Origin of the sequence: [Actinomadura] parvosata subsp. kistnae (assembly GCF_900323885.1) — a bacterium.
GTDB lineage: Bacteria > Actinomycetota > Actinomycetes > Streptosporangiales > Streptosporangiaceae > Nonomuraea > Nonomuraea composti.
The window spans coordinates 176,588-189,111 of record NZ_OOHJ01000018.1 but is presented as its reverse complement, the minus strand read 5'-3'; the positions used below and the strand labels follow the sequence as shown (position 1 = coordinate 189,111).

General features: G+C 72.0%; 13 protein-coding genes. 7 read left to right on the top strand and 6 right to left on the bottom strand.

Going from position 1 to position 12,524, the window contains the following annotated elements:
• The first annotated feature begins 22 nt into the window (after positions 1–22).
• Both KIS93_RS21120 and KIS93_RS21115 read left to right on the top strand, forming a co-directional pair.
• On the top strand, positions 23–1,024 hold the full coding sequence (locus KIS93_RS21120; RefSeq protein ID WP_080046032.1) for a 1-acyl-sn-glycerol-3-phosphate acyltransferase: 1,002 nt from the start codon (positions 23–25) through the stop codon (positions 1,022–1,024).
• 88 nt (positions 1,025–1,112) lie between these two features.
• Positions 1,113–1,928 (top strand): SAM-dependent methyltransferase, encoded by an 816-nt coding sequence (locus KIS93_RS21115; RefSeq protein ID WP_080046033.1) that lies wholly within the window; start codon positions 1,113–1,115, stop codon positions 1,926–1,928.
• A 3-nt stretch (positions 1,929–1,931) separates the two neighbouring features.
• On the opposite strand, the gene KIS93_RS21110 is transcribed toward KIS93_RS21115, so the two are convergent.
• On the bottom strand, positions 1,932–3,419 hold the full coding sequence (locus KIS93_RS21110) for a cobyric acid synthase (RefSeq protein WP_080046034.1): 1,488 nt from the start codon (positions 3,417–3,419) through the stop codon (positions 1,932–1,934).
• A 125-nt stretch (positions 3,420–3,544) separates the two neighbouring features.
• On the opposite strand from KIS93_RS21110, the gene KIS93_RS21105 reads away from it, so the two are divergent.
• Positions 3,545–4,873, top strand: coding sequence for an MFS transporter (locus KIS93_RS21105; RefSeq protein WP_080046035.1), 1,329 nt, complete (start codon positions 3,545–3,547; stop codon positions 4,871–4,873).
• A 57-nt stretch (positions 4,874–4,930) separates the two neighbouring features.
• Here KIS93_RS21105 and KIS93_RS21100 read toward each other — a convergent pair whose 3' ends face one another.
• On the bottom strand, positions 4,931–5,212 hold the full coding sequence (locus KIS93_RS21100; protein ID WP_080046036.1) for an antitoxin: 282 nt from the start codon (positions 5,210–5,212) through the stop codon (positions 4,931–4,933).
• Between the two features lie 142 nt (positions 5,213–5,354).
• Between KIS93_RS21100 and KIS93_RS21095 the strand changes: the two genes are divergently transcribed.
• Complete coding sequence (locus tag KIS93_RS21095; RefSeq protein WP_080046037.1) at positions 5,355–6,263, top strand: ABC transporter ATP-binding protein; 909 nt, start codon at positions 5,355–5,357, stop codon at positions 6,261–6,263.
• Positions 6,241–7,032 carry an ABC transporter permease subunit gene (locus KIS93_RS21090; protein WP_080046038.1) on the top strand — a complete coding sequence of 264 codons (792 nt, stop codon included), beginning with the start codon at positions 6,241–6,243 and terminating at the stop codon, positions 7,030–7,032. The genes KIS93_RS21095 and KIS93_RS21090 overlap by 23 nt, the downstream gene beginning before the upstream one ends.
• Before the next feature lie 77 nt (positions 7,033–7,109).
• Here the strand turns inward: KIS93_RS21090 and KIS93_RS21085 are convergent, their stop codons facing one another.
• Positions 7,110–7,385 carry a hypothetical protein gene (locus KIS93_RS21085; protein WP_186404367.1) on the bottom strand — a complete coding sequence of 92 codons (276 nt, stop codon included), beginning with the start codon at positions 7,383–7,385 and terminating at the stop codon, positions 7,110–7,112.
• 151 nt (positions 7,386–7,536) lie between these two features.
• Between KIS93_RS21085 and KIS93_RS21080 the strand changes: the two genes are divergently transcribed.
• Positions 7,537–8,274 (top strand): PucR family transcriptional regulator, encoded by a 738-nt coding sequence (locus KIS93_RS21080; RefSeq protein ID WP_420895878.1) that lies wholly within the window; start codon positions 7,537–7,539, stop codon positions 8,272–8,274.
• 15 nt (positions 8,275–8,289) lie between these two features.
• On the opposite strand, the gene KIS93_RS21075 is transcribed toward KIS93_RS21080, so the two are convergent.
• A complete protein-coding gene (locus tag KIS93_RS21075; RefSeq protein WP_222107564.1) occupies positions 8,290–8,745 on the bottom strand; it encodes a LysE family translocator in 456 nt (151 codons plus the stop codon).
• 532 nt (positions 8,746–9,277) lie between these two features.
• On the bottom strand, positions 9,278–10,225 hold the full coding sequence (locus KIS93_RS21070; protein WP_080046040.1) for a quinone oxidoreductase family protein: 948 nt from the start codon (positions 10,223–10,225) through the stop codon (positions 9,278–9,280).
• Positions 10,226–10,356: 131 nt separating this feature from the next.
• Here KIS93_RS21070 and KIS93_RS21065 point away from each other — a divergent pair, with 131 nt between their 5' ends.
• The gene (locus tag KIS93_RS21065) at positions 10,357–10,941 is read left to right on the top strand and encodes a dihydrofolate reductase family protein (RefSeq protein ID WP_080046041.1); all 585 of its coding nucleotides are present in this window, start codon (positions 10,357–10,359) and stop codon (positions 10,939–10,941) included.
• Between the two features lie 116 nt (positions 10,942–11,057).
• Here KIS93_RS21065 and KIS93_RS21060 read toward each other — a convergent pair whose 3' ends face one another.
• Entirely contained in the window at positions 11,058–12,065 is a 1,008-nt protein-coding gene (locus KIS93_RS21060; protein ID WP_080046042.1) for an RNA polymerase subunit sigma-70, read from the bottom strand.
• Positions 12,066–12,524: the final 459 nt, after the last annotated feature.

Sequence of the window (12,524 nt, the reverse complement as noted above, 5' to 3'; positions counted from 1 at the left end):
GGAGACGCTGAAGGGGGCTTCGGTGCTGCCACCTCGGATCCTGCGCAGGCTCGTGCTGGCGCCGCTGGTCATCGTGGTGACCGTGTTCATGGTGCTGACGCTGCCGTTCTGGCTGGTCGTCGCGGCCGCCGCCGCGCTCCGGCTGCCGCCGCCGCAGCGCAGGAGCGCGCGGTTCGTGTGGTTCCTGGTGGTGTGGCTGACGCTGGAGTCGGCCGTGCTGGTGGCCTGCCTGTGGCTGTGGGTGGCGGGCGGGGCCCGGCGGCAGGAGCGCCACTACGCGCTGATCAAGTGGTTCCTGGAGAAGGTCTACACGACCGCGGTGCACATCTTCCAGCTCCGCGTGGACATCGAGAAGCCGGACCTGCCGGACGAGTCGGGGGTCGCCAGGCCGATCATCGTGCTGTCCAGGCACGCGGGTCCCGGCGACTCGTTCCTGCTGATCCACCACCTCCTCGAGCGCTACGAGCGCCGGCCGCGCATCGTCATGAAGGCCGCGCTCCAGTACGACCCCTCGCTCGACGTGGTCATCAACCGGCTGCCGAACGCGTTCGTCCCCCGCAAGTCCGGCCAGACGCTCGTGATCGAGGAAATCCGCCGCCTGGCCGCCACCATGAGCGGCCAGGACGCCCTCGTGATCTTCCCCGAGGGCGGGAACTTCACCCCGCGCCGCCGCCAGAAGGCCATCCACCGCCTGGAGGAGAAGGGGCTGCACGCCGAGGCGGAGCGGGCGCGCGGCATGAACCACCTGCTCCCGCCCCGCCCGAACGGCGCCATCGCGGCCATCGAGGCGTGCCCGTCGGCCGACGTCGTCTTCGTCGCCCACACCGGCCTCGACGACCTGGTCACCCTGCACGACATCTGGCGCTACCTGCCCATCCGCGCACACATCACCGCGAAGTGGTGGCGCGTGCCCGCCGGCGATGTCCCGCGCGGCCGGGAGGAGCGGATCCGCTGGCTGTACGACCACTGGGAGCAGATCGACGAGTGGATCACGGCGCAACACGTGGCCGCCAGGCGGGGCTGAACGTGCGGATTCGTCCCGCATGTCAGGGCGTGAGCGTCTAGGTTGATCTCTGAGACGAACCGAAGTGAATGCCACCGGGGAGGCATTGATGGGCGACGCGCCCAAGAAGATCGACAAGGCCGCGGAGCTGGCCCGCATCGACACCTCCGTCCCGCACCCGGCTCGCGTGTGGGACTACTGGCTGGGGGGCAAGGACAACTACGCGCCCGACCGCGCGGTCGGCGACGAGATCGTCAAGGTCATGCCGGACCTGCCGGTCAACGCCCGCGCCGAGCGCGAGTTCATCGGCCGGGCCGTCCGCCACCTGGCCGGCGAGTGCGGCATCGACCAGTTCCTCGACGTGGGCACCGGCATCCCGACCGAGAGCAACACCCACGGCGTGGCCCAGGCGGTGAACCCGGCGGCCCGCATCGTGTACGTCGACAACGACCCCATCGTGCTCGTCCACGCCCGCGCCCTGCTGGTCGGCACCGACGAGGGCGAGACCGACTACATCGACGCCGACCTGCGCGAGCCGGACACCATCCTGCGCGAGGCCAAGCGCACGCTCGACTTCTCCCGGCCGATCGCGCTGATGCTGATGGGCGTGCTGGAGTTCGTCCCCGACGCCGCGCAGGCGCACGCCTCGGTGAGCACGCTGCTGGACGCGTTGCCGTCCGGCAGCTACCTGGCGATCGCGCACAGCCTGCGCAGCCCCTCCATGGAGGAGGCCGCCGCCCGCTGGAACGCCAGCGGCGCGACCCCGCTCGCCCTGCGCACCGAGGAGGAGCTGCTGGCCTTCTTCGAGGGCATGGAGCTGGTCGAGCCGGGCCTGGTGTCGCTGCCGAAGTGGCGGCCCGAGCCGGAGACCAGCTTCACCGATCGCGAGGTGTTCCAGTACGGCGTGGTGGGCCGCAAGCCGTAGCCCTCACTGCACGGTTCCGGGCGGCAGGGCGGGCAGGGTCGCGGGCGGGCCCTGGTCGATGAGGCGGAGCAGCGCGTCCGTGTCGAGATGCTGCTCGACCAGGTCGCCGAGCGCGTCGAGCCGCCGCTCGCGCAGCCCCGCGAAGTCGGTGGCCGGGTCGGGGACGAAGTCGCGCCCGGCCCGCGCCGCCACGTCGGCGAGGAAGGCGCGGCGGAAGCCGTCGTTCTCCAGGGCGCCGTGCCACGTGGTGCCCCAGACGTCGCCCACCCGGCAGCCGTCGAGGAACGGCTCGCCCCCTTCGACCGTGGCCACCCCGTGGTGGATCTCGTAGGCCCGCACCGGCTGCCCGTAGGCCGTCCCCTCGGGCCTGGCCAGCCGCTTCTCCCGCCCGAACGTCACCCGTACCGGCAGGACGCCCAGCCCCTCGACGCGGCCCGCGCCCGACTCGACCTCGTCCACGATCTCCTCGGCCAGCATCTGGAACCCGCCGCAGATCCCCAGGACCGGCCCCTTCCTGGCGCTGATGGCCGCCGCGAGGCCGCTCTCGCGCAGCCAGGCCAGGTCGGAGACGGTGGCGCGGGAGCCGGGCAGCACGACCAGGTCGGCGTCGTCCAGCTCGACCGGGTCGGTGGCGAACCGCACCACGACGCCCGGCTCGGCGGCCAGCGCGTCCACGTCGGTGAAGTTGGAGATCCTGGGCAGCCGCACGACCGCCACCCGCAGGGTCTGCCGGCCGTACGGGGCGCGCAGGGGGACGTGGCGGCTGTCGAGCGCCAGTGAGTCCTCGACGTCGAGCCAGAGCCCGTCGAGCCAGGGCAGCACCCCGTACACGGCCCGCCCGGTCAGCTGCCTGATCATGTCGAGCCCCGGCTCCAGCAGCTCCTTCGCGCCCCTGAACTTGTTGACCACGAACCCGGCCACGTGCGCCTGGTCGGCGGCGTCCAGCAGGCCCACCGTGCCGTAGAACGCGGCGAACACCCCGCCCCTGTCGATGTCGCCGACCACGATGACCGGCAGGTTCGCGGCCCTGGCCAGGCCCATGTTGGCGATGTCGCCGCGGCGCAGGTTGATCTCGGCGGGGCTGCCCGCGCCCTCGCACACCACCACGTCGTAGCGGGCGCGCAGCCGCTCCAGCGCCTCCAGGGCCGAGGTGCGCAGCAGGTCCTTGAGCGCGCCGTACTCCATGGCGTCCACGTCCGCCACCGGGCGGCCCATGAGGACGACCTGGCTGCGGCGGTCGCTGCCCGGTTTGAGGAGGATCGGGTTCATGTCGGCGACGGGTTCGAGGCCGCATGCCTGCGCCTGCATGGCCTGGGCGCGGCCGATCTCGGCGCCGTCGGCGGTGACGTACGAGTTCAGCGACATGTTCTGCGCCTTGTAGGGCGCCACGCTGACGCCCTGGCGGGCCAGCCAGCGGCAGATGCCCGCCGTGACCACGCTCTTGCCCGCGTCGGATGTGGTGCCCGCGACCAGCAATGCCCCCTTGACCATGGGATCACGGTACACGGAGGCAAATTCCCAGTAATTCACCATTTACGAACGCTGTGACTTCTGCCACTCTGGCTAGAACATTGCCCTAGAACGCAATTCTAGATTTCCCTACGGAAAGGGTGGGCATGGTCGGGACGTTCGGTTCGCCGCGTACAGGCACCATCAACGCGCAGTCCCGCGCACCATTCGGCTGGGCACCCCTCGTGGTGCTCTTCATCGTCGGACTAGTGGACCGGATCGAGCACAACCTCCTGTCGGGCGTGCTCCCGCTCATACAGAAGGAATGGGGCTTCAGCGACACCGCCGCCGGCTCCATCCCGACCGCCGCCGCGCTGGCCGCGGTCGTCGTGTCGCTGCCCGCCGGATACCTGGCGGACCGCTTCAGCCGCACCCGCATCATCGCGATCGTCGTCTTCTGCTGGGCCATCGCCACCCTCGGCTCCGGCCTGGCCACCGGCTTCGCCGTGTTCTACCTCATGCGCGTCTTCCTGGCCGCCGCCGAGAACATCGACAACCCCGCCGCCGGCAGCCTCCTCGCCGACTACTACCCGCCCGTCAGCCGCGCCAAGGCGTACGGGCTCACCCGCGTGACCACGTACCTCGGCGGCGTCGGCACCCTGCTCGGCGGCGTGCTGGCCGAAGCGTTCTCGTGGCGCACCGCGTTCCTCATCATGGTCGTGCCGGGCGTGCTCACGGCGCTGCTCGTGTGGTTCCTGCGCGAGCCGCGGCGCGGCGAGCTCGACCGGCTCGTCGCCACCGGCGAAGCGCCCGCCGAGACGCCGGCCGGGGAGGTGGCGCCGCAGGTCAAGCCGCCGTTCTGGGCGCAGCTGCGCCAGGTGGTGGCCATCCCCACCCTGCTCTTCGTCTGCGCCGGGCTGGCGCTGCTCAGCCTCGGCCTGGCCGGCGTCTTCTTCTGGCTGCCCACCCTCATGGTGCGCGGCTTCGGCGCCGGCGTCGGCGCCGCCGGCTCGCTCAGCGGCCTCATCACCATCGCCGGCACGCTGATCGGCACCCTCGTCGGCTCGTGGCTGGGCCGGAAGTGGCACGGCACCCGCAAGGGCGGCCGGCTCCTGGCGGGCGGCAGCGGCATCACGGCCGGCTCGCTCGTGCTGGCCGGCGCGCTGTCCATGGACTCGCTCGCCGCCCTCACGGCGCTGGTGCTGCTCGCGTGCTCGCTGATGTCGATCGCGATCCCCAACATGACGGCCTGCCTGGCCGACGTCGTGCCGGCCGCCTCGCGCGGCCTCGGCTTCGCCGTGCTGCAACTGCTGCTCACAGCCGGGACCGCGTTCGGGTCGCTGGTCGTCGGCATCGCCTCCGACCAGTTCGGGTCGCTGCTGACCGGCATGTACGTCCTGGTGGTGCCCATGGCCGTCGGCGGGCTGCTCACGCTGGGCGCCAGGGCGTCCTTCGAGCGGGACGCGCGCCGCGTCATGGAGGCCGCCGGCCGTTGACGAGCATCTGACGAGCCGGGGGGCGTGGCCTGTGAGGCGGCCACGCCCCTCTCGCCGTCAGCCCTGCGTGCGGCGCTCGCGCTCCTCCTGCGAGTACGGCTGCTGCTGCGGCGGGTACGGCGGCCGATGCTCACCAGGGGTGCCCGTGGCACCAGGCGTGCCGCCACCGCCGTAGCGGCGCTGCACGGCGTCCACACCCTTGCTGATCTTGTCGTCGTACTTGTGGCCCGTGCGCTCCTTCGCATACCGCTCGGCGCGGTCAAGCACCTGGTCGGCCTGCTTGGAGTGCCCTCTGGCCAGGTTTTCGGCCTTCTTCAGCCATTCTCCGATGCGGCTCATGACCAATTCCCCTCTTCAGACTACGTGCGCCCCCTACCCCCGCAGCCTCGAATGATGTTTGCCGGGCTCCGGAAGCGAACCAGGTCACAAGCTGCCGTACTCGCCCCATGACGCCTCGCCCCGCGAGCGGGACGATGCGGGCATGACAGCAGTGGTACAGGCGGAAGCCCTGACCAAGTACTACGGCAGGCGCCGCGGCCTGGAGGAGCTCACGCTCGACATCCAGCCGGGCGAGATCTTCGGCTACCTGGGCCCGAACGGCGCCGGCAAGACCACCACACTGCGCCTCCTGCTCGACGTCATCCGGCCCACCCGCGGCTCGGTACGCGTCCTCGGAGGCGCCCCGCGCGAGCCCGCCACCCGCGCCAGGATCGGCTACCTGCCCGGCGACCTCGTGCTGGAGGGCCGCGACCGGGCCATCGACTACCTGCGCTTCCTCGGCCGGATGCGCGGCGGAGTGCCGGCCTCCCGCATCGAGGCGCTGGCCGAGCGGTTCGACGCCGACCTGACCGTGCCGATGCGCAAGCTCTCCAAGGGCAACAAGCAAAAGGTCGGGCTGATCCAGGCGTTCATGCACGAGCCGGAGTTCGTCATCCTCGACGAGCCGACCATGGGGCTGGACCCGCTGGTGCAGCAGGAGTTCCTCGCCCTGGTGCGGGAGGTGCGCGCGTCCGGGCGTACCGTGCTGATGTCCTCGCACGTGCTGGCCGAGGTGCAGAGCGTCTCCGACCGGGTCGGCATCGTCCGCGCGGGGCGGCTCGTCGCCGTGGAGAACGTCGCCGCGCTGCGAGAGAAGGCGGTGCGCCGCGTCGAGCTGCACTTCGCGTCGCCCGTCCCGCCCGCCGCCTTCGAGAACCTGCCCGGCGTACGGGACCTGCGGGTCGAAGGGGCGAGCGTGCGCTGCACGATCGACGGCCGGCCCGACGCGCTGGTCAAGGCCGCGGCCCGGTTCACCGTCGTCCACCTGGTCAGCGCCGAGCCGGACCTGGAGGAGATCTTCCTGACCTACTACAGCGAGGGGGAGCACGATGATCGCCAGAAGCCTGCGTGACCACCGTCGGCCGCTGATCTGGTGGAGCATCGGCATCGGCGCCTTCATCGCCCTCTACCTGGCCGTCTACGGCAGCGTCCGCGAGGATCCCGAGGTGTACGGGCCGGCCGCGGTCGCCAAGTTCCCCGGCCCGCTGCGCGACCTCATGGGCGGCATGACCGACATGGTGTCCGGCGCCGGATACCTCCAGACGGTTGTCTACCAGCTCTTCGTCCCCATGCTGTTCATCGCGTGCGCGACCCTGCTGGCCAACCGGACGCTCGCCGGGCCCGAGGAGAGCGGCACCCTGGAGCTCGTCGTCACCCTGCCCGTGGACCGGCGGCGGCTCGTGCTCGACAAGCTCGCCGCGCTCGCCCTGGGCCTGCTCTTGGTCGCCGGCGCGACGTTCGTCATCGCCGCCGGGCTGAGCGCGCTCATGGAGACCGGGGTCCCCTTCGACCGGATCCTCGCCGGGCACCTCGGAGTGCTCCTGCTCGGGCTGTTCTTCGGCACCGTCGCGCTGGCCGCCGGCGCCGCCACCGGGCGCCGCGTCGTCGCCTCCGCCGTCGTCGGCGTGTGGGCGGCGGCCGGCTACACCGTCGTCACCGTCGGCCGCTCCCTCGACGCCATCGCCTGGCTCAAATGGGTCTCGCCGTTCCACTACTACGCCGAAGGCCGGCCCCTCTACGACGGGCTGCCCGCCGGGGACTACCTTGTCCTCGCGGGCGCGACCGCCGTACTCGCGCTCACCGCGGTCCTCGCCTTCGACAGGCGTGACGTAGGAGTCTGATGGCGATCTCCGAGCTGCCCGCCGACCTGCTCGCGGGGCACGGGCAGCGGCTGGCCGACCACGCGGCCACAGGCCGCTTACCCGACCGGCACGCCCTGGACACCTACCGCGCCGCCGGCACCAGGGCCGCCGAACTGGGCGTCCCGCTCCGCACCCTCGTGGACGCCGCCCTCGCGGCCGGCGAGCACCTCCCCGGGGTGCTCCCCGCTCTGCGCAAGGCCGTCTCCGCGCTCATGGAGGGGTACGAGGCGGCGCAGCTCGCCGCCATCCGCAACGAGGAGGAGGCCCGCAGGGAGTTCGTCGACGACCTCCTCCAGGGGCGGGCCGAACGGCTCGCGGAACGGGCCGAGCACTTCGGGCTGCGACTCGCCGAGTCGTACGTCGTGGCGGTCGCCCGGGCCTGCGCACCGCAGACCACGGCGCGCACGAGGGTGCGGGCGGCCCGCCCGACGGCGCCCGCGGCCTGCACCACGGCGCCCGCGGCCTGCACGACGGCGCCCCGGCCTGCGCGGCGACGCTCGCGGCCTGCGCGGCGACGCTCGCGGCCTGCGCGGCGACGCTCGCGGCCTGCGCGGCGACGCTCGCGGTCGTCCCGCGCGCGAGGGGGATCTTGGCAGGCGCGATCGTACCGGCGACGGCCGGGACTGGGGGCGCATCGAACGGGACCTCATCGCCCGCTTCGGCTCCCACAACGTGCTCGTCGCCGTCCGGGACGGGCTGCTGGTGTGCGTGGCCCCCGCCACCCTGCCCGCCGCCGTGGGCGAGTTCACCTACCACGTACGCGCCCGCTTCCCGCCCGGCTGGCGCGTCGGCGTGGGCCGCGCCCACCGGGGCCCCGGGGGAGTGGTGACCTCCTACCGCGAGGCCGCGCAGGCCCTGGAGCTGGCCGACGGCCTCCGCCTCACGATCGACGTGGTCAAGGCCGCCGACCTGCTGGTCTTCCCCGTGCTGCTGCGCGACAGAAGCGCCATCGAGGATCTGGTGAACAGCGTGCTCAGCCCGCTGCTGGAGGCGAGGGGCGGCCACGAGCCGCTCCTGGAGACGCTGGAGGCCATCTTCGCCGCCCACGGCAACCAGACGGCCGCGGCACGACGGCTGAAGGTGAGCCCGCGGGCGGTCACGTACCGGCTGGAACGCATCCGCCGCCTGACCGGCTTCTCACCGGACGACCCGACCCAGCGCTTCACCCTGGAGACAGCCGTCCTCGGCGCCCGCCTCCTCGGCTGGCCCCCAACCGACTGACAGCGGCTCACCGGTTCACTCGCTGACGGCGAGCCGTACCCCGAACCCCACGATCACCACACCGGTCAGCCGATCGAGGAACCGCCGCACCGCCGGGGAGCGCAGCACCCCGCCCATCCACGACGCGAACCCGATCAGCACCGCACTCCACACCAGCCCTTCCACCACATGCACCCCGGCCAGCGCCAGCCCCATCACCGCATGCGGCGCCTGCGCCGGGATGAACTGCGGCAACATGGCCACGTAGAACGCCCCCACCTTGGGATTCAGCAGGTTCGTCAGCAGCCCCCGCCGCAACCCCCTCCCGAAGCGCGGCTCCTCCTGCCGCTCCACCTCCGGCGCCTGCGCGTGCCTGGTCAGCAGCATCCGCAGCCCCATCCACACGAGGTACGCCGCCCCCACCCAGCGCAGCACGTCGTAGGCGAGCTGGGAGGCGGCCAGCAACGCCGACAACCCGGCCGCCGTGAGCACCCCCAGCAGAGCGTGCCGAGCTGGATGCCCAGCGTCACCCCCCAGGCCGGCCGCCGCCCGGCCAGCAGGGACGTACGCAGGATCAGGGCCGTGTCGAGGCCGGGGGTCAGGGTGAGCAGGGCAACGACGGCGGCGAATGACCAGAAAGATCCTGCGATGTCCACGAACGCGAGGCTACAGCAGCCATTCACCACCACTCCTGAAACCTCGCCCCCCGACCCCGCGACCTCCGACCCCCTGGCTCCTGGCCCTGGCACGCCCGGCCCTCGTGCGCCCGGCCCTCGTGCGCCCGACTCCGGTTCCCGGCCCTCGTGCGCCCGACTCCGGTTCCCGGCCCTCGTGCGCCCGACTCCGGTTCCCGGCCCTCGTGCGCCCGACTCCGGCTCCCGGCCCTCGTGCGCCCGACTCCGGCTCCCGGCCCTCGTGGGCCCGGCTCCGGCGCCCGGACCTGATGCGTTCGGACCCTTGAAGCCCGAACTCCGGGCCTCCGAGCCTCCGAGCCTCCGAGCCCTCGGCCCCTTACCCCTCGCCCCTACGGGATCAGGAGCAGCTTTCCGGTGGTGCGGCGGCCGGCCAGGTCCTCGTGGGCCTGGCGCGCCTCCGCCAGCGGATACCGGTGGGAGATGTTGATCGTGAGCTGCCCCTCGGTGATCCACCCGAACAGGTCGGAGGCGCGCCGCAGCAGCTCCTCCCGCTCGGCGATGTAGTGGACGAGCGTCGGCCGGGTGAGGAAGAGCGAGCCCTGCTTGTTGAGCGTCTGCGGGTCGAACGGCGGCACGGGGCCGCTGGCGGCACCGTACAGAGCCATGAGGCCGCGCGGCCGCAGCGCCTCCAGCCCGCCGTCGAACGTGGCCTTGCCGACCCCGTCGTACACCACGTCGATCCTGCCCCGCAGCACCTCGGCGAAGTCGTCGTAACGCAGCACCTCGTCCGCCCCGGCCTCCCTGGCCAGCTTCTCCTTCTCGCTGGTGGAGACCGTGGTGTAGACCTTGGCGCCCTTGTGCTTGGCGAGCTGGATCAGTAGCTGCCCCATGCCGCCCGCCCCGGCGTGCACGAGCACCTGGTCGCCCTCCTTGACCTCATGCGTGGAGTGGGTCAGGTAGTGGGCCGTCATCCCTTGCAACATGGCCGCCGCCGCCACCTCGGCTGGCACCCCGTCCGGCACCGGCACCGCCCGGTGGGCCGGCACGACGGCCTTCTCGGCGTAGCTGCCGAGCACGTTCGCCCAGGCGACGGTGTCACCGACGGCGACGCCCTCCACCCCGGGCCCGACGGCCGAGACCGTGCCCGCCCCCTCGGAGCCGATGGGCGTGGGCAGGGGGAGGGGGTAGGCGCCTGAGCGGTGGTAGATGTCGATGAAGTTCACGCCACTGGCGGCGACGTCGACCACGATCTCCCCGTCACCGGGGACAGGGTCGGGCCGTTCGACGTATTCGAGAGCCTCTGGGCCGCGTGGGGCGGAGACGATGATGGCATGCATGGTCCTAGTCAACTCCTCCCCTCGGGATCAGTGCCACTTGGGGACCGAGGCGGGGGCGGATCGTGCACCGACCAGGTTTTCGCGCCGTACCCGTCTGTATGTGTGAGATCGACTCACGAGAGGTTGGCACGATGCGGAAACTGATCTTCGGCATGAACGTGACCCTGGACGGCTACACCGCCGCCACCGGCGACGACATCGGCTGGAGCGGAGGGGAGGGGCCGGACTCGTCGCCGGGCGCCGAGCTGTTCCAGTGGTGGTACGAGCAGATGCGGGCGAGCGAGCTGTCGCTGTACGGGCGCAAGCTGTGGGAGGCGATGAGCTCCCACTGGCCGACCGCCGATCAGCGGCCCGGCGCTCTCCCGGCGGAGATCGAGTTCGCGCGCCTGTGGCGGGACATGCCGAAGGTGGTGTTCTCGTCCACGATCGACAAGGTCGACTGGAACTCCCGCCTGGTCACCGGCGACGCGGTCGCCGAGATCGCCCGGCTCAAGGCCGAGGACGGCGGCCCGATGGACATCGGCGGCGCGACACTCGCCGGGGCGGCCATGCGGGCCGGGCTGATCGACGAGTACGCGATCGTCACCCATCCGGTCCTGGTGGGCGGCGGCACGCCGTTCTTCACCGCACTGGACAGCTGGGTGAACCTCCGCCTGGTCGAGACCCGCACCTTTCCCGGCGGCGTGGTACTGACCCGCTACGAGAGAAGGCGATGAGCACGGGCCACCCGCTCGGCTCGTAACACCGCCCCTGGGACCGGCGCCCTCACCGTGCCCCTCGGCGAGCCGCGGAACCGCCTCGCCGAACTTGAGGACGATGGACACCCCTCGGCTCACAGCGTCGCGGGCAGGCCCAGCCATGGCTTGTCCGTGGCGTCGAACCCGGTCAGCTCGGCGATCCTCCCATCGACGATGTGCAGGACCGCGATGTTGAACAGACGGTACTCCAGGTCGTCGGGGACGCGGCGGTACAGCACGGCGGCCGGCATGAGGTTCACCGTCGTGGGAACGCAGCGCCAGTCGTCGTAGCCACGCTGGAAGAGCCCGCCGGAGAGCCAGCCGTCCACCGCGTCCTTGGCCGTGACGACCAGCGTGCCCGGATCGGGCAGCATCGCGAAGCGCAGGTCGTCGCGCAGCAGAGCCGTCAGCCCGTCGAGGTCGTTGCGCTCGTGAGCGTCCATGTACGACTTCACCACGCCGCGCTCCTCGTCCGACAGCTCGTGCGTGGCAGGGCTGCGCCAGTCGAGGCGGCGGCCGGGCAGCCGCTCGCGCATCGTCACGCGCGCCCGCCGCAGCGCGCTCGTCACCGACGCGACGGTCAACTCCAGCGCGCCAGCCACCTGCGGCGCCGGCCACCCGAGGACGTCACGCAGGACGAACACCGCCCGCTGCCGCGGCGGCAGATGCTGGACGGCGACGACGAACGCCAGCTCGATCGTCTCCCGCGCCACCACCGACTCCTGCGGATCCTCCGGAAGCATCCGGTCCGGGTACGGCTGCAGGTAGTGCACCTCCGAACCCGCACCCGGCAGCTCCGCCGGCACGGGTATGCGGTCGTTGCGCTTGCCCAGGAAGTCGAGGCAGGCGTTCGTCGCGATCCGGTACAGCCAGGTCCGCAGCGTGGCGTGGCCCTTGAACGACTCCCGCTTGCTCCACACCCGCAGGAACGTCTCCTGCGTCAGGTCCTGGGCGTCCTCGTAGTTCGCGAGCATCCGGTAACAGTGCACCTGCAGCTCACGCCGGTAACGCTCCGTGATGAGCGCGAACCGCGCCGCGTCGTTCGAGCGGGCCGCCGCGATGAACGCGGCCCCGTCGTCCTCCAGCAGCCTGGCATCGTTCATGGACGTCCATCCTTCCGCGGGTGGCAAGGGCGTACCAGAACTGACGACGTGGCGGCGGATTTCTGAGCGGTGCGGCGCGATGGCGCTGCCGTGAGGACCGGCTCACTCACCGCCCGCTGCACATCGCCCAACCCACCCTGGTACGGCCCCCGCCACCGCCGCCATCAGCCCCATGGCGGGGCAACGCCCATCCTCGCCATCACCGTCGTCAGACCCCAGCGGGGGAACACCCGCCCCCCGCCAATGCCAACATCCGGCCTCGGCGGGGCAACGCCGGTCCCCGTCAGCACCGTCGTCAGGCCCTGGCGGGGCAACGTCCGTCCTCGCCAGCACCGTCGTCAGGCCCTGGCGGGGCAACGTCCGTCCTCGCCAGCACCGTCGTCAGGCCCTGGCGGGGCAACGTCCGTCCTCGCCAGCACCGTCGTCAGGCCCCGGCGGGGGAAACGCCCGTCCCCGCCA